Genomic DNA, 21,754 nt, shown 5'->3' with positions numbered 1-21,754 from the left:
CCATGCCCGCGACAAAGACTCTTCACCAGGCGGCCCGCGACGCCATCGAGAATGCCATCGAAGAGGCACCCGACGACGACCCGATCGTCCTCTGGTGGGACGACGGCGGCGACCTCCGGGAAATCGTCGAACCTGTCAGCCGCGACCTCGGCTATGATTTCCAGGCTGCCGAACGGTCCCCGCTCGAACTCCGTGGTGAGGCCCCACGCGAGACGACAGTCTGGTACGTCCCCCAGGCCCGGACCGACGACGTCGATTGGTTCCGCGACGTCGAGAACACCGGCGGTGTCGTCGAGGCACACATCGGCAAACTCGCGGCCCGCTGTTTCGAGAACGACCGCCTCCAGGCCGCCTCGATCCGGACAGCCTACGGCGACACCGAGGGAGGCGAACGTGAACAGGTCGCCGACATCCTCTTCGAGGCTCTCAACGGCGAGGGCGGTTTGCCAACCCTCCGGAGCCTCCAGACGCAGATCGTTCTCGGCGGCCACGACGATCCCGTTGCGTTCGTCCTGGAATACGGTGTCGGGAACCTCCTCGACGAAACCGACGAGAGCGACAAACTCGCCGAGATCCGCGATCTCCTCGTGGACGAAGGGGTTGCAGCCGTCGAGGGCGTCACCGACGAGCACACGCTCGTCGAACGGACGCGTCGCTGGGCAGTCGCGGAGTGGCTCGTCGACGAAGGTCTCGAGAAGTCACGTCTCGATCCAGCATACCAGCCTGAATCGAGTTCCGACCTCGGCATCTCCAGGCCCAATCTCCAGTCCGTGCTGAGTAAGGCCGAACGCCCCCGGGAGCTGGCGCAGATCTATCTCGATCCGGACGCTCGCTTCTGGCACGATGTCCTGCGCACGCACGACGACCCGTGGGAACTCGCCGACTGCCCGGTCGATGCGTCCCTGGAACACGAACTCTGGGACGACTGGACGCAGTCCTTCAGGGCTGGCGACTACGAGACCTGCGCGAGTCGCGCCACCCGACGCCACCAGCGCCTCGAACAGACCTACGGTGACGTCGCCTGGACCCACGTCTGGAAACAGGCCCTCGAGGTGGCCAACCTGGCGAACGAACTCGATACCTGGGAACAGCGGGGCGACACCGACGACGTCGTTGCCCTCTACGGTGACGTCGAGAACGGAACCTGGCAGATTGACAACGCGGTGTTCAACCTCGTCGTTTCGGGGGAGCCGGAGACCGGCCTGCCGGAGGAACACCCCGCGACGGCGACGCTTGCTGACATGCGCACGTCGCTCGTGGAGTCGCGGTATCTCGAGTATCTCAGCGACCTGGGCGATCTCGTCGTCGATCAGATCGAAGACGGCTCACCGTTCGTCGATCAGAACCACGCCCACCAGTTCTTCGCTGAAGAGAAGGAACACCTCCAGAGTGGGCAGAGCGTCGTGCTGTTCATCGTCGATGCGCTACGGTTCGATCTCGCCCACGAACTGGCCGACTCCATTCGCCGCGACCTCCCGAGTCTCGAAGTTGACGAGAATACCTGGGTCGGGGCGTTCCCCTCCGACACCGACTTCGGAAAGGCAGCACTCACCCCGGGCAGCAAGTTCAGTTTCAACGTCGAGCTTGACGACGGCGAGCTGGTCCCCCGACGCAACGGACACACAATCACCAATTACCGACGGGAGCAACTGCTGAAAGACGACGGGTGGAGCTACATCATGCAAAGCGAGAGCGAAGAGACGGGATGGGGCGAGACCCGCGTCGCATACTACTGGAACGACCTCGACAAGACCGGTGAGGGGGAACTCACCGACTTCGAAGGCCTGTTCCAAAACCGCATCGAGAAGATCTCCCGGATCATCTGCGAGAAGCTCGATCAGGGGGAGTGGGACCGAGCGTACATCCTGGCTGACCACGGGTTCGTCTCGCTCCCGCGAAGCGTCGATATCGACGACATCTATCCACCTTCGGAGGCTGAGCAGGTGACGCGGCGATGGGTGGCAGGGGAAGATATCGACGAAGACGCGCCCGGTGTGCTTCTCGACGAGAACGCTCACCTCGGCTATCTCGATGGGGAGACGAAGATCAGTGCGCTCGCTGACCCGATCCAGCGGTTCCGAAATCAGGGGCTCCCGGACGCTCGCTTCTACCACGGCGGTGTTCTCCCCCAGGAGTTCGTCCTGAATTTCGTCACGATCACGCAAGAATGAGTCTCAGACACGATCTCGAACCGGGTGACTCGATCCGACTGAACGACGACGCTGCCGAAGTGATCAAGACGTACTCTGTTGGCGACCTGGAGTATCTGCGAGTGTATGTCGAGGACGACGGCGTGAAAACGGTCTGTATCGACGATGTCGAGATCGAACTGCAACGTGACCAACTCAGCAAACTCGAACCTGACACGACCGATCAACTCCATCCCGATCACGACGCTGTGTCTGCCGAGTGGTTCGATCTTCGCTCGCAAGCGCTCCGTCTCCAGATTGCCCACGAACAGGGTCAGCTACTGAGTATTTCGAACTCGCTGGTTCGATTAGAGCCCTATCAGCTTGACGCGGTCAACTGGGTGATGCAGAAGCTGCGCCAGCGCGTGCTCATCGCAGACGACGTTGGCCTCGGAAAGACGATCGAAGCGGGTCTCATCCTCAAGGAACTCGCTGCCAGAAACCGCGCAGACCGGGTGCTGTTCATCGTCCCCGCGCATCTTCAGAAGAAGTGGATCCGAGATATGGACCGCTTTTTCGACATTGACCTCACGCTGGCTGACCGGAAGTGGGTCGAAGGCGAGCGTCGCCGTCTCGGTGAGGAGACCAACATCTGGGGACAAGATAACCAGCGGTTGATCGGCAGTATGGCGTTCCTCCGCCAGGACGAATTTCAGAACGCACTCGATGACGCTTTCTGGGACGTCGTAGTCGTTGATGAGGCTCACAAGGCCGCAAAGCGTGGCGATTCACCGGCCAAACGAGCCAAGATGGTCGAGCGGGTCGCGGGGAATTCCGATTCGCTCCTGCTGTTGAGCGCGACGCCACACGACGGGAAAGGCGAAGCGTTCCGCTCGCTTGTCGAGTATATCGACCCGTTCCTTGTCGCCGAAAACCAGGAACTCTCCAAGGACGTCGTCGATCGCGTGATGATTCGTCGTGGAAAGCAAATGATCTACGACGAGAACGGCGACCGGATCTTCCCCGACCGAGAGGTGAATACTGTTCCGGTTGAGATGACACACGAGGAACGGCAGTTCTACCGGGCTGTTACCGACTACGTCAAGAACGTCTACAATCGATCGGAACAACTGAACGAGCCGGCCGTCGGGTTCGCAATGGCGCTCATGCAGAAGCGCCTGGTCAGCAGCATTGGTGCGATCGAAGCGACACTGAAGCGTCGATTGCGTGATCTCGTCGAAGAACAATCGACGAGCACTGACTTGTCCGAAGCAGCTTCGGCGTATCTCGACGGAGAGGATCTCGATGAAGACGACAAGCAGCAAGCTGAAACGGAGATCGCCGGGCTGACCGTTACTGAAAGCGATGCGCAACTCGAGGAAGAAATCGAAACCCTTCGTGACCTTGTCTCTCTTGCCGACGGTATCTCGGTTGACTCGAAAGCCCAAAAAGTACGCCGCTACATACAGCAGCTTCTCGAAGAACAGCCCGACGAGAAGCTCTTGCTGTTCACTGAATACCGGGACACGCTCGATTACCTGCTCGAGTTGGTCGAAGACGAACCGTGGGCTGACGAAATCCTCGTGATTCACGGGGACGTCGATAAGGACGATCGGGCCCGCATCGAGGAAGAGTTCAACCACGGGCAGTCACGGCTGCTCTTTGCGACGGATGCAGCAAGCGAAGGGATCGACCTCCAGCATAGTTGCCATATCATGGTGAACTATGAACTCCCGTGGAACCCGAACCGGCTCGAACAGCGCATCGGCCGGATTCACCGATACGGGCAGGACAAGGAAGTCACGGTCTGGAACTTCTCTTTTGAGGACACCCGCGAGGGAGAGATCTTCGAAATGCTCCAGGAGAGAGTCGAAAATATCCGGGACAAACTCGGAAGTACAGCTGACGTCCTGGGTATGCTCGACGACATCAACGTCGATTCTCTCATCATGGAGTCTATCCAGAACGAGGAGCCGCCAAGCGCGACCAAAGAAGAGTTAGCGGATCTCATCGACGACCGTCAGCAGACTCTCGAGGAGTGGTACGAGCGCAGTTTGATCGACACGACAACCTTTGATCAGGAGAGCCGGGAGAAGATTCAGGAGGTCATGGACGAGTCGGAAGACGTCTATGGTACAGAAGCTGATATCCGGGAATTCGTCGAACAGAGTGTCAAAGCGCTCGGTGGCCGCATCGAGAAAGTCGGTAGCAACCTCTTCGAGGCTGAACTCCCGGACCAACTCGATTACAAAACCGACGGGGAATACGGGCCGTTTACCTTCAGCCGGGACTTTGCGATCGATCACGACGATATCGATTATCTCTCTCCCGACGACGAAGTCGTGCAGCGACTAATGCGGCAAGTGTTGGATAGCGAGCACGGAGATGTCGGGCTCAAACTCCTCCCGTTCGTCGAGACGCCTGGCATTGCGTACAATTACCGAATTCGATTTGAGGACGGCACAGGCGATGTCGTTCGCGAGGAGATGGTTCCGGTGTTTGTAGACAACAGTCATCAGGATCCCCACCAGCGGCTGGGGAAACGCGTTGTTCAGGGCAACAGTGTCAAAGGCACACCCAATTCTGGGACGGTGCATTCGCTCGTTCAGAACCAGGATCAGCTCCGGGCAGTGGCCGATCAATACATCAGCCAGCGAGTCGCGTCACTTCGGGACGAATTACACGAACAGCGGCGGGCAGAAACGCAACAGGAACTGGATGACCTCGAGGAATATGCCGAATCAGAACGCCAGCGGATCGAACAATTCCTCGAGGAGTACGAACGGAAAGCCGAAGCGGGATCCGATATGGAGATCGCTATCCGCGGTCAAGAAGAGCGACTGAACAAACTGGAACGTCGAATTGATGAGCGGCGTAAAGAGTTAGAGCGGAAAGCCCGGGTGATATCACACGCACCTGAAGTTGCGAACATTTGCCTTACGTTTCCAGTATAAGGGGCTTTTCGGAGATTGTTCGAGTGCGATAGCTCTGTTAATTCCAGTTGTTTTCCTGATATTCGGACGGATCGGACCGGAGGCGCTCTCAATTGTCGCACTCATTGTTCCCCTATCTGAATTATGCTATTAATAAGGTAAGAAGATACCATCTCGGCTACCACCACTGGGGCTACGAGACTGACGTCGGAACGTGCGTCTGTCACGACTGCGATAACGTCTTGCATAGCGATAACGACAGTAACGGTTCACCGGCGTGACTGCCTGACGGCAAACGGCCCATCCAGAGCAGGCATTCACCGATCAGCCATCCATTTCCCAGACGCGGACCTCGTCGATCCGGTCCTGAGGGTTGAGATCCCGGACGCTGGAGCCGGTGACGGTCACGAGCTTCCAGGCGGTCGCGACGCCCGCACGGAGCGCCTTCTCGTCGCTCCAGCCCTGTTCGTACGCCCACAGGATCGCCGCGAACAGCGCGTCACCGGCACCGACGGTGTCGACGACCTCGACGTCGACCGCCGAGGAGTACAGCGTCTGCTCGGGCGTGACCATGACCGCTCCCTCGCTACCCATCGAGGCGATGACGCGCTCGAACCCCATCTCGTGGAGCTGTTTCGCCGCCTGTTCGCAGTCGGTAATCGTCTCGACGGTGATGCCAGTCGCCGCTTCCAGTTCCTCGCGGTTGGGCCGGCAGTACTCGTAGGTCTCTTCGAGGTCAGTGAGTACATCGCCATGGATGTCGACGGCGGTCTCCCAGTCGCCGGCGGCGGCGATACGGTCGACCGCCGCGGCGTCCATGCCCGGTGGCAGGCTCCCGCCGATGTTGAGGATCTCCGGATCGTGTTCGCGAACAGTCTCGACCAGCAGATCGACGATGTGTTCGGTGACCTCTGGGCCTGTCTGTAGCAGTCGGTACTCGGACCGTGGCAGGTCGTCCTCATCGTCCATGCGAGACGTCTGAACACCCTCGCGTGCAGGCGCGAGAATCGTCGTACTGATCCGGGTCGGCTGGGATTCGATCTGACAGAAGTCAGTCGGGATGTCAAACTCCGAGAGCGACTGTTCGATGAAATAGCCCGTGAACCCGCCGGTGATCCCCGTTGCCGTTGTCTCGCCTCCCAGCGCGCGGACGAACTGCGAGACGTTGATTCCGTTGCCTCCCGCGTCGAACTTCGCGCCGACGGACGTCTGGACGGTGTCGGGCTCCAGGGGCTCGTCCATCTCGATCGTTTGATCGACCGCCGGGTTCGGCGTCAGTGTGAGTATCATACCTGTACTGTCTGCACCAGGGAACTTATACTGTCGGCTGGACGCTCGGGTTGCTATCTCCTGACGACCTCGATCTCGTGGCCGTCGGGGTCTTTGGTGAACGCGTAGTTGTAGTCACAGGATGCCGGATCGCGGTAGTCCTCGGCGTGGCGGTCCATCAGCATCGCCCAGTATTCCTCGAGATCGGACTCGTCGGCGCGGACGGCCACGTGCCCCCACGCGTCGCCGAACTCGTAGGAGCGACCGTCGTGGTTGTAGGTCAGTTCCATCGACATCGCCTCCTCCGGTGCGTCGTCGGGCTTGAGGAAGTACAGCGAGAAGTCGTCGTGTTCGCTACGGCGGAACATCTCGTACCCCAGCTTGCGGACGTACCAGCCGATGGACTGGTCGACGTCCTCGACGCGGATCATCGTGTGATCGATGGACCATTTCGCGCCGTAATCGCGCTCGACGATCTCGATCTCGTGGCCGGTCGGGCTCTTGACGAACGCGTACTGGCCGCCACAGGAATCGGGATCGCGGTAGTCCTCGACGCCCTCGTCCATCAACTGCTCGTAGGCGTCGTAGACGTCCTCGACGCGCACCGCGATGTGGCCCCAGGCGTCCCCGAAGTCGTAGGTGCGATCGTCGTGGTTGTATGTCAACTCCAGCACCGCGCCGTCCTCGTGCATGTCCTCGGGACCGAGAAAGGCGAGGGTGAACGACGAATGTTCGCTCTTTCGTTTCACTTCCCAGTCCAGATGCTCGGTGTACCAGTCGATCGATTCCTCGAGGTCTTCGACCCGGACCATCGTGTGGTCGAGAATACCGTCCATGTCTGCGTCGTGGGCTGGAACGTCGAAAAACGTTCTGATCAGTGCCGACAGTTCACTCGGTTAAGCCGCCGTGAGCTAGACGCCGGCGAGCCCGACCGCTTGCGCGAGCGAGAACCCGCTCGCAACCGCGGCTATGAGGTAGCCGGCGATCGCGCCGCCGTTGAGCAGGGGGAGCCCGGCGTGTGCACGCCCGCGAAGCACCATCCGGAGCAAGACGGCGAGACCGAGGACCGTCCCGATCATCGCGCCGATGGCCGTCACCGGGACCGAGAGTCCGCCGGCAGCGACGGTCGGGACAGATTCGGGCGCGAACGCGGCCGCACTCGCGACCAGCACGGTCGGGATTACGGCGTCGCCGAGTCCGATGAACAGCGCCTCCCTGTCGAGAGGAGTCCTCTCGTTGTCCGACGTCTCGTCACTGTTTTCCCCATCGTGACTGTCGTCAGCTCCCTGCTCACCGCCCGGCGTGTCGCTCCCCGACCCGTCCGTTTCAGCGACGCTGTCGGGCGCGTCGGCGTCCAGAAACGAGTACGACAGCGACAGCGGGACCACGAGGACGACCGGAACTCGAAGGTCCATCACGCCCTCCGCGAGCGTGAGCATGTGTTCGGTCCCGTAGACGCTGATCGCGTCGTAGACCGCCAGCGCGGCGAGCAACACGAGTGCCGGGAGGATACCGAAGGAAATCCCGAACAGCCCCGCCGCGCCGGCACCCATCACGATCCCGGCGGCGTCAATGACGTACCACTCGGGGTAGATGAGCAACCCGAGGACGATCGCGCCGGCGGCCACCCAGGCGATCGCGCTCGCGCCGGCAACGGGCGCGACCGACGCGGGCACGATCGACGCAAGGACCACGAATCCGATATAGCCACCGACCAGCACGACCAGTCCGCGAATCACGACCTCCAGATCGTACCTGAACGCCAGCAGCATGAGTCCGGTCATCGCCAGCAACGCGGCGATATAGACGAGGCTATTGGTCGCGTTCTGGGGGTTTTCGGTCGCCTGTAAGCCGGCCTGTTCGAACGGTTCGACGAGCGCGAGCGCGCCCAGCTGTACCAGCAGGAAGATACCGGCGATCCCGAGCGCGGCGACGATCGCTCGCGTCCGTTGGTCCATACACGGCCGTCCGACAGCGAGCCGAATAACACCTGCGAGTCGCGGTCGACGCCCGATCCGGTCACGAATCGCGATAGTAGAGGACGGCCCCCAGAAGCGACGCCGGCCGTACGCCGTCGTCAGGCGAGACCGCCAGGAACGGTCGCTCGACGGGGCCGAAGACGTCGACGACCCGGCCGACCGTATCGAGGTTCTCGTCTAGCAGTCTCGCCCCGATTTCCGGGTGGTCGTCGTCGGGACAGCGCACGATTGCGACGTTTTGAGCGATATCCGTGACGGTTCCGGCGCGCTGCATTATTCGCGCAGGACCTGCATGTAGGCCGCGACAGCGCCCAGCAGGTCGCTTTTCGTTGCGTCGTCGGCGTTCGTGACCACGACCCGCCCGCGCGGTTCGTACTCGCGTGGATAGGTCTTCTCGCGCTCGATCCGGGCGTCGTAGCCCACCTGCTGGACAGCCTTGGCGATTTCCTCGACTGTCGGGTTCGGGACGGCCAGATCCTCCGGGACCCGTCGCCCCTCGCTGCGGGTCAACTCCGCGTCGAGGGTCGCGGGCCAGATGACGTTCTCGACCATGTGTCCGGGTGAGCGGGCCGGACGTAAACGCCTTACTGGTCGGACGAGCGCTGTCGGTCCACCGGCCGAGTCACCCTCGTCTAACGCGTCATTCATTACGACGCGGCCGAAAGGCCGGGTATGGATCCCGCGGTACTGCGCGAGGACATGGTCGACAGCCTCGAACACGAGAGCAAGGGCTGTCTCGGTGATGAGCAGGTGTCGCTGGCGATGCGGTCGGTCGAACGCGAGGCGTTCGTCGAGGAGGAGGCCGCCTACGCGGATCGAACGTTCGAACGCCACGGAACGCGCGTGCTCGCGCCGAGCACTGCCGCGCGTCTGCTGGACGTGCTCGCTCCGAGACCCGACGAGCGCGCGCTGGTCGTCGGCGCGGGCGTCGGCTACACCGTCGCCGTGATCGCCGAGGTCGTCGGCGCGACCGACACCCACGCGATCGACATCAACCGACAGCTGGTCTACGAGGCGCGATCGAACCTCTCGACGGCGGGCTACAGCGAGGTGCTCGTCGATCGCCGCGACGGGGCCGAGGGACTGGCCGCCTACGCCCCCTACGACTGTATCCTGCTGGAGGCGGGCGTCGTCGAGCCGCCGCGGGCGTTGCTCGAACAGTTGACGTCCGACGGTCGGCTCGTCGCGCCGCTAGGGGCCGGCACGCAGACGCTGTCGGTCGTCTCCAGGGACGGCGAGATCGAGCGACACGGGACCGTCGCCTTCCAGCCCATGCTGGTCGACGGCGAGTCGCCCCACGAGGTCGAGCGCAACCGGACCCACCGCGAGGATCGGGAGTTCGCTCGCAAACACGCCGAGTCCCGGCCCGGCTGGGAGCAGGACTGGATCGACTGGGACGACGCGCGGCGGTGAGTCGGTCACCGACCGTTAGCGTCAAATCCGATCAGATCGTGGCATACGCTGATGACCTCACGCGCGGTCGTGTTCGACCTCGATGGGACGCTCGCGGTCCCGAACCGTGACCGCCGGACGCTGCTCGCCGAAGCGATCGAGACGACCGACGCGCCACCGGTCTCTCGCTCGGAGTATCTCGACGCCCACGGACAGGTCGTGGCCGGCGAGACGCGCACACCGATTTTCGAACGGTTGCTGACCGACGGCGACCCGTCGCCGGACGCAGTCGCCCGCGCCTATCGCGAGGCTGTCAACGACGCGCTCGAACCCGTCGACGGCGTCGAGACCCTTCTCGAAGACCTCACCGACGGACCGGGGTATCGCGTTGGCGTCCTCACCGACGGTCCGTCGCTGGCCCAGCGGAGCAAGCTCGACCGGCTCGGCTGGACGGAGCGTTTCGACGCGACGCTCGTCACCGGCGAACTCGAGACGCGAAAACCCGATCCGGCCGCGTTCGAGGCGATCACGGACCGTCTCGGCGTCGACCCGGAGCGGGCGATCTACGTCGGTGACGACCCCGAGCGCGACGTCGCTGGAGCCGCAGCCGCCGGTCTCGATGCCGTGCAGGTTCTCCACGACGAGGGTTCCGAGCCCCACCCCGACGCGAACGCGGTCGTCGAACGCGACGCGCTCGAGACCGGCCTGAAAACCGTCCTGGCCTCGTGCTGTCAGCCGTAGCCGCGTCCCCGCACCGTCGTGCTAGTCGTCGTCAGCCCGGGCGTGTTCCCAGGTGAACGCCGACTCCTCGAACAGGCGTTCCTCGGTGGCGAACACGTCGGAGAAGACGAACCGGGCGCCGCGACCCGACGTCCCGTCGACCCAGACCGACCAGCCGTGCGCCTCGGCGATCGTCCTGACGATCGACAGGCCGATGCCGGTGCCGTCCTCGCTGTTGGTGTGACCGTACTCGAAGATTGCGTCCATTTCCTCGTCGGGGATGCCCGGTCCGTCGTCCTCGACGTAGAAGCCGTCTTCGGTCAGCCCGACCGTCACGGTCACCTCGGGGCCGACGTGATCGATCGAGTTCCGAAAGAGGTTCTCCAGCGCCCGCAGCAACCGGCTCCGATCGCCCTCGATGGCGATGCTGTCCTCGACGCGAAGCGTCGCGTCCTTGTTGTCGATATTGCTCCAGGCCTCGCTGGCGGCGTCTTCGAGCTCGAACCGCTCGGTCTCCTCGACGGACTCGCCCTTGCGGGTCAGGGTGAGCACGTCGTCGATGATCGAGTCGATTCGGTCGTGGGCCCCGTCGATTTTCTCGACGTGTTCGAGCAGTTCCCCCTGGGAGTCGTCGAGTTTGGTCCGCAGGAGTTCGACGTGGCCACGCGCGACCGCCAGCGGGTTCCGGAGGTCATGGCTCAACGTCGAGGCGAACTGATCGAGTCGCCGGTTCTGGCGCTCCATCTCCTGACGCGAGCTTTCGGCCTCGTGTCTCGCCTGCCGGGCGTCCCGGAACTGCACCTCGAGCGCGTCGCGCATGTTGTCGAACGCCGTGAACAGCCTGCCGATCTCGTCCTCGCGAGCCGTCTCCAGATCGACATCGAGCGACCCGGATTCGATCTCCTGAATGTGTTCTCTGAGTCGCACGAGCGGGACGACCGTGCTCCGGCCGAGAACGAAGCCGACGGCCGCAAGCGAGACGAGCGCCGTCACCGCCAGCAGCAAGACGTTTCGCCCGGCGGTCGCACTGACGCTGTAGAGGTCGGCTTTCGGAGCGGTCGAGACCGCGATCCAGTCGGTGCCCTCGACTGGCACGTACGTGCGTACCTCCCCGCCGGCCTCGACAGTTCGGCTTGTTCCCGCTTGGACGGCTGCGGTGAACGCGTCGGTCCGCTCGAACTCCCGCGCAGCGTCGGTCGTGGCGACCCGATTCCCCTCGGCAGTCACCAGCGTCGTCCGGATGTCGCTGTCGTCGAACGTCGGTACGAACCGACTGACGACGACGACGGCACTGTGCTCGGTTACCCGCCCGACCAGCGCGATCGCCCGATCACCGCCGACGGTGTAGGACTGTCTCGAAAACGTGACCGCGTCCGGATCGTCGCCCAGTCGAGCGAGGGGGTCGATCCAGTTCGACCCGACGTCGTCCAGCCCTCGCCCCCCGTATTCGTCGTTCGTACTCGCGACGACGGTGTTTCGGTCCGTATCGACGTAGTGGACGTCGATTATCGCGCTCTCGCTGCCGGCTTTCGCCGCCGAGAGAGACGCGTCGAGCGCCGTCTCGTTCGGAGCCAGCTGTGGATCCGCGACCAGTGCTGTCTGTGCCCGCGTGCCGGCCACCCACTGACTGACGCTCTGTGCGCGCAACTGGCCGGTCGTTTCGAGTTCGTCCGTCGCCTCTTCCTGTATCGTCCCCTGGATCTCGACGTACGTGGCGAATCCGATGACACTGATGAGAACGGCGACGAGCAACAGCGCGACGAGGAACTTCGCCCCGAGATGACGACGGACGAACTCGGGTACCACTCGACGATAGACCGTCCGGTAGAGCCGGGGCGAATCCGAGCCACGACCCGACGTGCCCGAACTCCCCCCCGATGTCGACCCGTTCGAACCGGAATCTCGGCCGGATGTCATGAGTGCTCCGACGGGTGTGCCCTGTTTCCCCGTGGCACCTACTATCTGCTTGAAGCTCCCACATAAAGTATGTGGAATGCGTCCCGAAGCGGGCTGTCCCTCCGCGGCGGGTTCGTCGACGGTGTGATCGAGCCAGCTCCAGTGCCATCCTGTGTTTCCGTCAAAGCCACGTTCGAAAACGTGCAAACGGTTTCTGATCTCCTCAGACGATAATGATTTTCCGGGAAGGAAACCTTCATTTCTGTGCCACGATTGGTGGCGAACGATATGGACGTCGAGGACATCACACGGGTCGCGGTGCTCGGTGCGGGCAACATGGGCCACGGGATCGCCGAGGTCGCGGCGCTGGCGGGATATGACGTCACGTTGCGCGACATCGAGGAAGACATCGTTCGGGAAGGCTACGAGGACATCGAGTGGTCGGTACACAAACTGGACGACAAGGATCGGCTTGAGGAGGACCCCGAGACAGTGCTGAAGCGGATCATGCCCCTGGTCGATATGGAGACCGCTGTCGAGGACGCGGACGTCGTCATCGAGGCCGTCCCGGAGGTCATGGACATCAAGACCGAGGTCTACGAGGCCCTCGAAGCGCACGCGCCTGACGGAGCGATCTTCGCGACGAACACCTCGGCGCTCTCGATCACGGACCTCTCGGAAGTCACCGAGCGGCCGACGCAGTTCTGCGGGATGCACTTTTTCAACCCGCCCGTACGGATGCAACTGGTCGAGGTCATCTCTGGGGCACACACCGGCGAGGAGACGATCGAGACGATCGAAGCCCTTGCCGAGTCCTTCGAGAAGACGCCGGTCAGGGTCCGGAAGGACAGCCCCGGGTTCGTCGTCAACCGCGTGCTCACGCCCCTGCTGAACGAGGCGTGCTGGGCCGTTCACGAGGGCGATGCCGACATCGCAACTGTCGACAGCACGAGCAAGTACGGCGTCGGCCTGCCGATGGGGACGTTCGAACTGGCCGACCGGGTCGGCAACGACGTCGCCTATCACGTGCTCGAGTACCTCCACGCCGAACTGGGCGAGGCCTACGAACCGTGCCCGTTGCTCTCGCAGAAGGTCGAGGCCGAGCAGTTCGGCGAGAAGACCGGCGAAGGGTGGTACGACCACGACGAGAGCGTCGAGATCCCGACCGAGGCCGGCGACGACGTCATCGAACGCCGACTGCTCGCGGTGCTGGCAAACGAGGCCGCGAAACTGGTCGGCGACGACGTCGCGTCGATCGATGCGATCGACGAGGCGATGATGCTCGGGACCGGGTTCCCCGAGGGCCCGGGCAAACTGGCCGACGAGGCGGGCATCGAGACGCTCGTCGGGACGCTCGAAGATCGACACGAAGAAACCGGCCACCCCCGATACGAGGTCAGCGACGCGCTCGAAGCGGTCGCAGCGGACGGTGGATTCTACGCCGAGGAAGAGGACGCAACCGGCGGCCGCACCTACGAGCAGATCAGCGTCGAGGTCGACGACCGCGTCGGCCACATCGAGATCGACCGACCACACCGGATGAACTCGATCACCGTCCAGATGCTCGAGGAGATCGAGCACGCGGTCGAGACGCTACAGGGGGACGACGACGTTCGCGCGTTGCTGGTTTCCGGCGCGGGCGATCGAGCGTTTTCCGCGGGCTTCGACGCCGCCTCGGCCGCACCGGGGAGCGGGCTGGAAGCGACCGAGATCTCCCGGTACGGCCAGCAGGTCACCGGCGCGTTCGAGGAGTGTCCAAAGCCGGTCGTCGCGGCGATCGACGGCTACTGTCTCGGCGGGGGGATGGAGCTGGCCACGGGCGCGGATCTGCGGGTCGCCAGCGAGCGCTCGCAGTTCGGCCAGCCCGAGCACGAACTCGGTCTCCTGCCGGGCTGGGGCGGCACCCAGCGACTCAGTGCGATCGTCGGCGAGGGCCGAGCCAAGGAGATCATCTTCACCGCGCGAAACGACTACGACGCGGCGACGATGGCCGACTACGGCTTCGTCAACGAGGTCGTCGCGAACGACGCCATCGAGGACCGGGCCTGGGAACTGGCCCGCGAACTCGCCGCCGGCCCGCCGATCGCCCAGAAGTTCACCAAGCGCGCGATGCACGCGGGCCGTGACGACACCGACGCCGGCCTGGAAGTCGAGGCGTCGGCGTTCGGTCACCTCTTTACGACCGACGACCTCTGGGAGGGGCTGGCCGCCTTCCAGCAGGACCGCGATCCCGAGTTCGAGGGTAAGTAGTTCGGCAATCGGGGACGTGCTGCCGTTCCTTCGGCGGTCCAACGACCGGCCGCCGTTCGACGGTCCAAAGAGTTACCATCGCTCCGACCGCCGGATTGAGTATGACGCGCCGGACGCCGCTCTATCAGCGCCACGCCGACCGGGACGCCGAGTTCACCGACTTCGGCGGCTGGGAGATGCCCGTCTCGTTCGACTCGATCCGAACCGAACACGGGGCCGTTCGCCAGTCGGCCGGGAAGTTCGACGTCTCGCACATGGGCCAGATCGAGGTCACCGGCCCCGACGCGGGGCGTCTCCTGCAACGGCTCACGACCAACGACGTGACCGCGCTCGATCCCGGGGAGGCGCAGTACGCCGCGATCACCGACGAGGAGGGGATCATGCTCGAGGACACGGTCGTCTATCGCCTGCCGGACGGCGAGACGTACCTGTTCGTGCCCAACGCCGGCAACGACGGGGCGATGGCCGAACGGTGTCAATGGATTCGCGCCGAGTTCGATCTCGACGCCGAAATAGACAACGCGACGACCGACTGGGCGATGATCGCTCTGCAGGGCCCGGACGCGCCCGAGCGCTTCGCGGAGGCGACCGACGTGCGCTACGCGCTCGATCGGTTCGAGATCGAGCGTACCGACGTCGCCGGCGTGGACTGTCTGGTCGCGGCCACGGGCTACACCGGCGAGGACGGCGTCGAACTGCTGGTTCCGGCAGACGACGCTTCGACCGTCTGGGACGCCTTCGACGTCCAGCCCTGCGGGCTCGGCGCGCGCGACACGCTCCGTCTGGAGATGGGTTTCCTGCTCTCCGGACAGGACTTCGACCCCGAGGAAGAGCCGCGGACGCCCTACGAGGCGGGGATCGGGTTCGTCGTCAAACTCGACACGGAGTTCGTCGGCCGCGACGCGCTGGAAGGGGTCGCCACGGAGGGGCCGGCGTCGAAACTCCGGGGCGTGCAACTGATCGACCGGGGCGTCCCGCGCCACGGCCAGACCGTGACGACAGCCGACGGCGAGGCGATCGGACACGTCACCAGCGGGACGATGAGTCCGACGCTGGGCGAACCGATCGGGCTGGCGTACGTCGACATCGAGTACGCCGACCCGGAGACCGTCGTTCGCGTGCTCGTCAGGGGCGAACCGAAGAAAGCACGTATCAGGACCACGCCATTCCTCGATAGATGAGCTACGACATCCCCGAGTTGCTGTATCTCGACTCCCACGAGTGGATCGATACGACCGACGGCACCGCGCGAATCGGCATTTCGGACGTCGCACAGGACGAACTCGGCGACGTCGTCTTCGTCGAATTGCCGTCGACAGGCGACGAACTCAGCGCCGGCGATGACTTCGCCGTCGTCGAGAGTATCAAGGCCGTTTCAGACGTGTACGCGCCGGTCTCCGGCGAGGTGACGGCGGTCAACGAGACACTGCTCGACCGGCCCGAACTGCTCAACGACGACCCGTACGGCGACGGCTGGCTCGTCGAGATCGAACTCGCCGACCCCGAGGAACTCGAGGCGTTGCTCTCCGCCGAGGAATACGAAGCGTCGATCGAGACGTAGCGATCTCGGAGAGATACGTGCGCGAGTCACGGGCCGATCGGATCGATCCCGTCGCGCCGGCCCTCGAGCAGGTCGAACCGCTCGTCGCGGCGTCGCTCGAGCCAGTGTAACAGTCGCTCGGCCCAGCGGAGTTTCCGTCGCTTCGTCGGCCCGACCGTCGGGTCGTCCAGATCCCACCCGGGGAAGACGAGCTCGCTCGCCCCGAAGTGATCGGCCAGAAACGCCGCGCGGTCGCCGTCGGTAAACCCGCCGAAGTTCCTGACGGGCGATCGCGGGGCCGCCTGCGTCGTCGGGAGCACCGCCGACAGCCGACAGCGGGGGACATGCTCCTGGATGGCGATCACGTTGTCGCCGTGTGCGTGGATCGCGACCAGCGTCCCGTAGGTCGTCGACCGGACGGCGGTCTCGGGCGCACCGTCGAGATCGGTGACTAGACAGTCGACGCCGATTTCGTTGGCGAGCAGTCGTCGCCCGGCGCTCGAGGCGGCGACGACGGCGTCCGCTCGCCGCGCTACGTCCAGTTCGTCCTCCAGGGACGGACCCGCCCCTGCGATCGCCACGCGATCGCCGGCGAAATCGAGCGATCCGTCGAAGACGTTCCCCTCCAGCGCGCGCAACGTCCCGGCGTAGACGTCACGGGCACGCTCGTCGGCCCCGCGATCGTAGCCCATGTCCTCGAGGATCCGCTCGTAGACCGGTTCCCAGGTTTCGAAGTCCATGTCAGTCGAGTCGATCCGCGATCGTCGCGAGCGCTTCCCCGAGCACGTTCGCCTCGTCGACGTCGGTCGCGAGCGCGCGGAGCGCGGCCGGCGAGCCGATCAGGAGGTCGCTATCGCTGTCTCCGGGCGCGTAGACGCCGCCGTGGGCCGGGGCGTGCGTGTCCAGCCAGTCGCGCTGGGTCGGCGCGAGCCCGCCGAGTTCGAACACCCGGACGACCGATCGGGCGGCCGCCGTTTCGTCGGCACCGACGCGCTCGCAGTGTCGCCGTGCCTCGCCCTCGGTCGTCACGTCGAGTTCCTCGACATCGATCGCACCGTCGTCGATCCGCTCGCGCGTGAAGGCACTGCCGACGAGGGCGGCGTCGCGGGTCTCGGCGACGTCGTGGGTACGAATCACGTGTGCGCCGCGCTCGACCGCCATCGACGTCGCCGCCAGACTCACCGGCAACGCTTCCTCCGTCGACCGGTCCGCGATCGTCCGCAAGAAGTTCTTCCGGTTGATCGAGACGAGGATCGGCCGTCCGAGTCCCCGGAACTCCCGGAGGCGACGGAACGTCTCCCGGTCGTCTTCGATCGTCTGGGCCTTGCTCCACCCGCCGAAGGCCGGATCGACGATCGTCTTGTCAGTCAGCCCGTTTTGTTTCAGCGCTTCGTAGACCTGATCGACGTACTCGGCCTGCCGAGCCCACTCCGGCGAGCGCCGCTGTGCCCAGGGCGTTTCCTCGACGGCACCCGGCCGCTCCAGGTCCGGCGGACTGGCCATCTTCGCGACGGCGACGTCGTACTCCTCACAGACCTCCGCCATCTTCGGGTCGGCGAACCCGCAGATGTCGTTGACCATGTCGAACCCGCGATTGAGCGCCTCCTCGGCGACCTCGTGGTAACGGGTCTCTATCGAAAAGACGGCATCGCCGCTCACCGACTCGATCGTATCGATCGCGACGTCGAGCCGGTCGAGTTCCTCCTCGGCGGAAAGAACTTCGAAGCGTTTGTTCGCAGACTCGAGCCCGACATCGACGATGTCGGCCCCCTGATCGATGAGTTCGCGATCGACGTATTCGGCTGCCTCGCCGGGATCGTCGTAAACGCTGGGGTCGTACGGCGACTCGCGGCTGACGTTGAGTACGCCCATGATTCTCGGTGGCTGATCGTCACCGATCCGCACGCCGGCAGCGTCGACGGTTTGCATGGCTGTTCAGACGCACCGAACAAAGAAAAACGGCGGGGAGGCGGCTATTCATACTGCCGGCTGTAACAAACTGAAGGAATTCGCCACCCCGGGGTGGCGAATATCTTTACGAACTTACAGCCGGCAGTATCAGTCGTGTTGACGTTGTCGATCCAGCCGGGCCCCTCGACGGTCGTCTCGTTGAGGTCGGTTACCGTGTATTCGTAGGTAAGCGTAACGTCACTGCCTTCCGGTCCAGTCCCGGAAGTGAGCGCGCCGAGCTGGCTCTGCTGGGTCTATGAGGAGGCCTGCAGGCCAGTCGATTCCTCGAAGTCGTAGTATCCCTCCACCTGCTGGCTAGTGACGGACGTGTTTCCGTCCACCACCTGCTGGTCAACTGCCCCGCGCACGGTGGCGCGGGGCTTGTCAGTGAACTCAGCCTCTACCGACCGTGGTTAGTCGGACGGGACGAAGCCCCGATTCGGCGTCACCGTTCCTGACTTTAGGGCGAGTTGACTGTCGCCCGTCCGCCGCGACGACTGTAGGCCGCGACGGACGTACCGCCACCCAACATTCTTCGCACCCACGTAATCTGCATTCTGAGTTGCACCGCACGACTCACACTCGAACTCCGCCTGCCTGACGCGATTCCCGTCGCTCGTGTGACCACACTCAGGACACCGCCGACTCGTGTTCTTCGGGTCTACAAACTCGACGCTAATCCCTTCCGCGTCAGCCTTGTACTCCACGAGGTCAACGACCTGCCGGTGCGCCCACTGGTGGAACTCTTTGACAGGCGGCGCACGCTCCCTGATGTGTTTCAGGTTCTCGAACGCGATGAACTCGCAGTCGTGAGTACGTGCTTCTTCGAGAATCTGGTTCGCAACTTGATGGAGTTGGTCACGAAGATACCGTGACTCGCGCCCGCTCATCTGCTGAATCGTCCGATGGGCGGATTGTGTCCCAGTCTGCTGGAGATTGCCGCGAATCCGCTCGAACTCTCGATGCTGGTGTCGAAGTTCTCTGCCGGAGGCGAAGTACGCTGTACTGGTGGTGGCGATGTTGACGATGCCGAGGTCAACGCCGAGAACTGTCCTGTCCTCGTCGTCACCCTGTTGTTCAACCTGTTTCTCGGGTTTGTCCTTTCGAAACCCGAGGTGGAGGTAGTACTCACCATCACGCTTTGACAGCGTAGACTCTGTTACTTCCCACTCGTCATCGGTGAGGTATTCGTGTTGATACCCGTCGTCTCCGTCGGGGAGATTCAGATCACACCGAATCCGGCCATCGACAGTGGAGAGCGACACAGACCCGTCATCGAACAGCGTCATCGTCCGGGTGTCGTATTTCACCGTGTTACTGGTGAACTCTGGTTGAGACGTTTTGTAGTGTTCATCAAGGTCTTCGATTGCTTCGACACCATCAAGTGCGGCTGCGGCCTGATGGGTGGCGAGAATTGCGTGCTGACTCCCGAGACGGGTCTCCTCTCTGACCTCATTGTAAGCGAGGTCTTGGAGGTGGGTTTTCCGCGTCTCACCTGCATCCCATCCGATGCGACTACTGATGTTACAGGCATCTTTCCACTCGTTGATGGTGGCGTCGAGCAGGTCCTGTTGGTCGTCGGTGAGGATGGGACGGGTGATTGCGGTGCGTCTCAGGTAGCCGTCTGCCACGAGCTTCAATAGATAGTAGAGGTAGTTAGTAGTCCGTGGTTTGTGGCAGCGAGTGTCGGCTTCAACCCCGCCCACGGTGGGGCGGGGAATCCGCCTCGCTACCTAGTTTGAACGAGCCGCTGACCGGCGGTCACCGAATCGGCGTCCTCGAGCAGGGCGGCGTGACTGTCAGCCAGTTCGCCGGGGTCGATATCGCTCTCGGGCGGTTCGTCTGTCTGTGTGTCTGTCGGTTCGTCAGTTGGTGTGTCTGTCAGTTCGTCGCCAGTCGTCGTCTCGGTCGGCGCCGTGTCGCCGCCGGTGGTACAGCCGGCGAGTGCGACAAGCGAGACCGCCAGGACGACGAGTACGATCTGTCTCGTCTTCGGGGACAGCAATCGATCTATCGACTCGCCGTTCCGCCCCAACGTGCTTACGTGACCGCTTTCGTCCCCGGCCGTTTTGCCCCTCTCGGCACGTTCAAGTGATCGCTTGCCCGTAGGTGGGATATGTACCTCGCCGAGCACGCGTGGCCGGATCTGGCGTCGTATTTCGAGTCCAAATCGCTCGCTATCGTCCCGCTGGGGTCGACAGAACAGCACGGGCCACACCTGCCGGAGGGGACCGATCACCTGATCGCAGAAGGGTTCGCGCGCGAGGCCGCAGCGCGAACCGGTTATCTCTGTACCCCGACGATCAACGTCGGCGTCAGCGCCCACCACCGCCAGTTCCCCGGGACGATGTGGGTCGATCCGCCGGCGTTCAGAGACTACGTCGAGAGTTTCTCGCGCAATCTCGCCTATCACGGGATCGACCGGATCGTCTACGTGAACGCCCACGGTGGCAACGTCGAACACCTCCGGGAAGTCGGACGACGCCTCCACGAAGACGGGGTCGCATTCGCCGTCGAGTGGATGTGGAACGAGAGCATCCCCGAACTCGTCGACGAGGTCTTCGAGCAAAACGGGCCCCACGGCGGCCCCAAGGAGACCGCCTTGATCCAGCATCTGGCCGGCGATCTCGTCCACGACGAGCGCCTCGAAGACGCCAGAGACGGCGGACTTCGGGACATCGAGACCGCCGAAACCACCAAGTTCGGCTCCCGGACGTTCTACGACGCGATCGACAACTCCGACAACGGCGTGTTCGGCGATCAGACCGACGCGACCCCACAGAAGGGCGAACGGCTGTTCGAAGCGGCCAGCGACCAGCTCGTCGAACTCTGCTCGTGGCTGGCCGGACAGGACATCGACGACCTGCTACCCGCGTCGCACGTGTAGGTCCACCTCGCGCGTGCAGAGCATCCGAATCAGGACCGATCGCTCTCCGTGGACTACTCCTCGCGCGATTTCAGCCACCGGTCGAGACACTCCCGGATCGCCGCGTCGCGGTTCCCGCGGTGGTCGGTGAACGCGACGTCGTCCAGTGCCTGCAGCGTCTCCTCGTCGAACTCGATGGTAATCGTATCCATATCGGGAAACGTCTCGTCCATGACTACGACGTGTGTCGTTCGATACCAAATAGGTTCGTCAGACGCACGTCATAGCGTCCTTCCACTGATTCACTCGTCGATCAGTTCTTCGAACTCCGGCAAGATGTCGTCGTTCGCGCTCCCGCTGATCTCGTCGCTGTCCGGGTCATCGCCCGCGTCGTTGTCGCTTTCCGCAGCGGCGTCACCACCCGTCTCGTCAGCGTCGCTCTCTTCGACGACTGACGGTTCTTCGTCGTCGTCTTCCTCCTCGGATTCTTCTTCGATTTCCTCGATTTCGAGGACTTCGAGCGGGATGTTCTCCAGTCGCTGGCCGATCTCCTTGCGGGCGATCCGGGCCGCGTGTTCGTCGCGCTCGACGTTGAACACCGTCATCTCCAGTTCGAGGGCGACGAGACTTTCGTCGGCGGCGATGAACGCGGGTTCGAGTTCCTCCCCGCAGTGGGGGCAGCTCCGGCTGCCCATGTTGATCTCGACGTAGTTGAGGTCGGGGTTCAGCATCTCACCGGTCTTGGAGATGGCGATTCGAACCGCCTCGTCGGCAGTTTCGACGTCGTAGACCGGAACGGCGGCTTCGACGACAACTCGACAGTTCATATA

The 21,754-nt window shown here is 63.5% G+C and carries 20 protein-coding genes; 8 read left to right on the top strand and 12 right to left on the bottom strand.

Annotation, left to right across the window (positions count from 1 at the left end):
* Positions 1 to 2: 2 nt before the first annotated feature.
* Together pglZ and HSR122_RS06830 are read left to right on the top strand one after the other, a co-directional pair.
* Positions 3 to 2,171, top strand: coding sequence for a BREX-5 system phosphatase PglZ (gene pglZ, locus HSR122_RS06835; protein WP_229112043.1), 2,169 nt, complete (start codon positions 3 to 5; stop codon positions 2,169 to 2,171).
* Positions 2,168 to 5,083, top strand: a complete 2,916-nt coding sequence (locus HSR122_RS06830) for a helicase-related protein (RefSeq protein WP_229112042.1) — start codon at positions 2,168 to 2,170, stop codon at positions 5,081 to 5,083. Before pglZ ends, HSR122_RS06830 begins: the two co-directional genes overlap by 4 nt.
* 303 nt (positions 5,084 to 5,386) lie before the next feature.
* Here the strand turns inward: HSR122_RS06830 and pfkB are convergent, their stop codons facing one another.
* The 5 genes from pfkB to srp19 all read right to left on the bottom strand — a co-directional run bounded on the left by pfkB (position 5,387) and on the right by srp19 (position 8,862).
* Positions 5,387 to 6,352 carry a 1-phosphofructokinase gene (gene pfkB, locus HSR122_RS06825; RefSeq protein ID WP_229112041.1) on the bottom strand — a complete coding sequence of 322 codons (966 nt, stop codon included), beginning with the start codon at positions 6,350 to 6,352 and terminating at the stop codon, positions 5,387 to 5,389.
* A 53-nt stretch (positions 6,353 to 6,405) separates the two neighbouring features.
* Entirely contained in the window at positions 6,406 to 7,167 is a 762-nt protein-coding gene (locus tag HSR122_RS06820) for a VOC family protein (RefSeq protein ID WP_229112040.1), read from the bottom strand.
* A gap of 75 nt (positions 7,168 to 7,242) precedes the next feature.
* On the bottom strand, positions 7,243 to 8,289 hold the full coding sequence (locus tag HSR122_RS06815) for a presenilin family intramembrane aspartyl protease PSH (protein ID WP_229112039.1): 1,047 nt from the start codon (positions 8,287 to 8,289) through the stop codon (positions 7,243 to 7,245).
* A gap of 61 nt (positions 8,290 to 8,350) precedes the next feature.
* Entirely contained in the window at positions 8,351 to 8,584 is a 234-nt protein-coding gene (locus HSR122_RS06810) for an H/ACA ribonucleoprotein complex subunit GAR1 (protein WP_229112038.1), read from the bottom strand.
* Positions 8,584 to 8,862 (bottom strand): signal recognition particle subunit SRP19, encoded by a 279-nt coding sequence (gene srp19 / locus HSR122_RS06805; protein WP_229112037.1) that lies wholly within the window; start codon positions 8,860 to 8,862, stop codon positions 8,584 to 8,586. Before srp19 ends, HSR122_RS06810 begins: the two co-directional genes overlap by 1 nt.
* Positions 8,863 to 8,982: 120 nt before the next feature.
* On the opposite strand from srp19, the gene HSR122_RS06800 reads away from it, so the two are divergent.
* Positions 8,983 to 9,723, top strand: a complete 741-nt coding sequence (locus HSR122_RS06800; RefSeq protein ID WP_229112036.1) for a protein-L-isoaspartate O-methyltransferase family protein — start codon at positions 8,983 to 8,985, stop codon at positions 9,721 to 9,723.
* A 51-nt stretch (positions 9,724 to 9,774) separates the two neighbouring features.
* The gene (locus tag HSR122_RS06795) at positions 9,775 to 10,443 is read left to right on the top strand and encodes an HAD family hydrolase (protein WP_229112035.1); all 669 of its coding nucleotides are present in this window, start codon (positions 9,775 to 9,777) and stop codon (positions 10,441 to 10,443) included.
* A 21-nt stretch (positions 10,444 to 10,464) separates the two neighbouring features.
* On the opposite strand, the gene HSR122_RS06790 is transcribed toward HSR122_RS06795, so the two are convergent.
* Positions 10,465 to 12,228 carry a sensor histidine kinase gene (locus tag HSR122_RS06790; protein WP_229112034.1) on the bottom strand — a complete coding sequence of 588 codons (1,764 nt, stop codon included), beginning with the start codon at positions 12,226 to 12,228 and terminating at the stop codon, positions 10,465 to 10,467.
* A 378-nt stretch (positions 12,229 to 12,606) separates the two neighbouring features.
* Between HSR122_RS06790 and HSR122_RS06785 the strand changes: the two genes are divergently transcribed.
* From HSR122_RS06785 to gcvH, 3 genes are all read left to right on the top strand, one after another.
* Positions 12,607 to 14,568 (top strand): 3-hydroxyacyl-CoA dehydrogenase/enoyl-CoA hydratase family protein, encoded by a 1,962-nt coding sequence (locus HSR122_RS06785; protein WP_229112033.1) that lies wholly within the window; start codon positions 12,607 to 12,609, stop codon positions 14,566 to 14,568.
* Positions 14,569 to 14,669: 101 nt separating this feature from the next.
* A complete protein-coding gene (gene gcvT / locus HSR122_RS06780; RefSeq protein WP_229112032.1) occupies positions 14,670 to 15,749 on the top strand; it encodes a glycine cleavage system aminomethyltransferase GcvT in 1,080 nt (359 codons plus the stop codon).
* Entirely contained in the window at positions 15,746 to 16,129 is a 384-nt protein-coding gene (gene gcvH / locus HSR122_RS06775; RefSeq protein ID WP_229112031.1) for a glycine cleavage system protein GcvH, read from the top strand. The genes gcvT and gcvH overlap by 4 nt, the downstream gene beginning before the upstream one ends.
* Positions 16,130 to 16,155: 26 nt before the next feature.
* Here gcvH and HSR122_RS06770 read toward each other — a convergent pair whose 3' ends face one another.
* The 4 genes from HSR122_RS06770 to HSR122_RS06755 form a co-directional block, all read right to left on the bottom strand.
* The gene (locus HSR122_RS06770; protein ID WP_229112030.1) at positions 16,156 to 16,848 is read right to left on the bottom strand and encodes a 6-hydroxymethylpterin diphosphokinase MptE-like protein; all 693 of its coding nucleotides are present in this window, start codon (positions 16,846 to 16,848) and stop codon (positions 16,156 to 16,158) included.
* Between the two features lies 1 nt (position 16,849).
* On the bottom strand, positions 16,850 to 18,037 hold the full coding sequence (gene folP, locus HSR122_RS06765) for a dihydropteroate synthase (RefSeq protein WP_229112029.1): 1,188 nt from the start codon (positions 18,035 to 18,037) through the stop codon (positions 16,850 to 16,852).
* A gap of 434 nt (positions 18,038 to 18,471) precedes the next feature.
* Positions 18,472 to 19,689, bottom strand: a complete 1,218-nt coding sequence (locus tag HSR122_RS06760) for an RNA-guided endonuclease InsQ/TnpB family protein (protein WP_229112028.1) — start codon at positions 19,687 to 19,689, stop codon at positions 18,472 to 18,474.
* Between the two features lie 98 nt (positions 19,690 to 19,787).
* On the bottom strand, positions 19,788 to 20,093 hold the full coding sequence (locus HSR122_RS06755; protein WP_229112027.1) for a DUF7537 family lipoprotein: 306 nt from the start codon (positions 20,091 to 20,093) through the stop codon (positions 19,788 to 19,790).
* An 81-nt stretch (positions 20,094 to 20,174) separates the two neighbouring features.
* Here HSR122_RS06755 and HSR122_RS06750 point away from each other — a divergent pair, with 81 nt between their 5' ends.
* Positions 20,175 to 20,945 carry a creatininase family protein gene (locus tag HSR122_RS06750; protein ID WP_229112026.1) on the top strand — a complete coding sequence of 257 codons (771 nt, stop codon included), beginning with the start codon at positions 20,175 to 20,177 and terminating at the stop codon, positions 20,943 to 20,945.
* A 53-nt stretch (positions 20,946 to 20,998) separates the two neighbouring features.
* On the opposite strand, the gene HSR122_RS06745 is transcribed toward HSR122_RS06750, so the two are convergent.
* Positions 20,999 to 21,157, bottom strand: a complete 159-nt coding sequence (locus HSR122_RS06745; protein ID WP_229112025.1) for a ribbon-helix-helix protein, CopG family — start codon at positions 21,155 to 21,157, stop codon at positions 20,999 to 21,001.
* Between the two features lie 69 nt (positions 21,158 to 21,226).
* Complete coding sequence (locus tag HSR122_RS06740) at positions 21,227 to 21,751, bottom strand: DUF555 domain-containing protein (RefSeq protein ID WP_229112024.1); 525 nt, start codon at positions 21,749 to 21,751, stop codon at positions 21,227 to 21,229.
* Positions 21,752 to 21,754: the final 3 nt, after the last annotated feature.

This window comes from Halapricum desulfuricans (assembly GCF_017094525.1).
Taxonomy (GTDB): domain Archaea; phylum Halobacteriota; class Halobacteria; order Halobacteriales; family Haloarculaceae; genus Halapricum; species Halapricum desulfuricans.
Note: the sequence above shows the minus strand (reverse complement) of the source record. Positions and strands in the feature narration are given on the sequence as shown.

What these genes read in the sequence shown, in the direction of transcription:
- HSR122_RS06830 (WP_229112042.1), top strand. Translation starts at nt 2,168, where the DNA reads ATGAGTCTCAGACACGATCTCGAACCGGGTGACTCGATCCGACTGAAC.
- HSR122_RS06810 (WP_229112038.1), bottom strand. Translation starts at nt 8,584, where the DNA reads ATGCAGCGCGCCGGAACCGTCACGGATATCGCTCAAAACGTCGCAATC.
- pfkB (WP_229112041.1), bottom strand. Translation starts at nt 6,352, where the DNA reads ATGATACTCACACTGACGCCGAACCCGGCGGTCGATCAAACGATCGAG.
- HSR122_RS06785 (WP_229112033.1), top strand. Translation starts at nt 12,607, where the DNA reads ATGGACGTCGAGGACATCACACGGGTCGCGGTGCTCGGTGCGGGCAAC.
- HSR122_RS06740 (WP_229112024.1), bottom strand. Translation starts at nt 21,751, where the DNA reads ATGAACTGTCGAGTTGTCGTCGAAGCCGCCGTTCCGGTCTACGACGTC.
- HSR122_RS06770 (WP_229112030.1), bottom strand. Translation starts at nt 16,848, where the DNA reads ATGGACTTCGAAACCTGGGAACCGGTCTACGAGCGGATCCTCGAGGAC.
- HSR122_RS06815 (WP_229112039.1), bottom strand. Translation starts at nt 8,289, where the DNA reads ATGGACCAACGGACGCGAGCGATCGTCGCCGCGCTCGGGATCGCCGGT.
- HSR122_RS06745 (WP_229112025.1), bottom strand. Translation starts at nt 21,157, where the DNA reads ATGGACGAGACGTTTCCCGATATGGATACGATTACCATCGAGTTCGAC.
- HSR122_RS06750 (WP_229112026.1), top strand. Translation starts at nt 20,175, where the DNA reads ATGTACCTCGCCGAGCACGCGTGGCCGGATCTGGCGTCGTATTTCGAG.
- gcvT (WP_229112032.1), top strand. Translation starts at nt 14,670, where the DNA reads ATGACGCGCCGGACGCCGCTCTATCAGCGCCACGCCGACCGGGACGCC.
- pglZ (WP_229112043.1), top strand. Translation starts at nt 3, where the DNA reads ATGCCCGCGACAAAGACTCTTCACCAGGCGGCCCGCGACGCCATCGAG.
- folP (WP_229112029.1), bottom strand. Translation starts at nt 18,037, where the DNA reads ATGCAAACCGTCGACGCTGCCGGCGTGCGGATCGGTGACGATCAGCCA.
- srp19 (WP_229112037.1), bottom strand. Translation starts at nt 8,862, where the DNA reads ATGGTCGAGAACGTCATCTGGCCCGCGACCCTCGACGCGGAGTTGACC.
- gcvH (WP_229112031.1), top strand. Translation starts at nt 15,746, where the DNA reads ATGAGCTACGACATCCCCGAGTTGCTGTATCTCGACTCCCACGAGTGG.
- HSR122_RS06820 (WP_229112040.1), bottom strand. Translation starts at nt 7,167, where the DNA reads ATGGACGGTATTCTCGACCACACGATGGTCCGGGTCGAAGACCTCGAG.
- HSR122_RS06795 (WP_229112035.1), top strand. Translation starts at nt 9,775, where the DNA reads ATGACCTCACGCGCGGTCGTGTTCGACCTCGATGGGACGCTCGCGGTC.
- HSR122_RS06800 (WP_229112036.1), top strand. Translation starts at nt 8,983, where the DNA reads ATGGATCCCGCGGTACTGCGCGAGGACATGGTCGACAGCCTCGAACAC.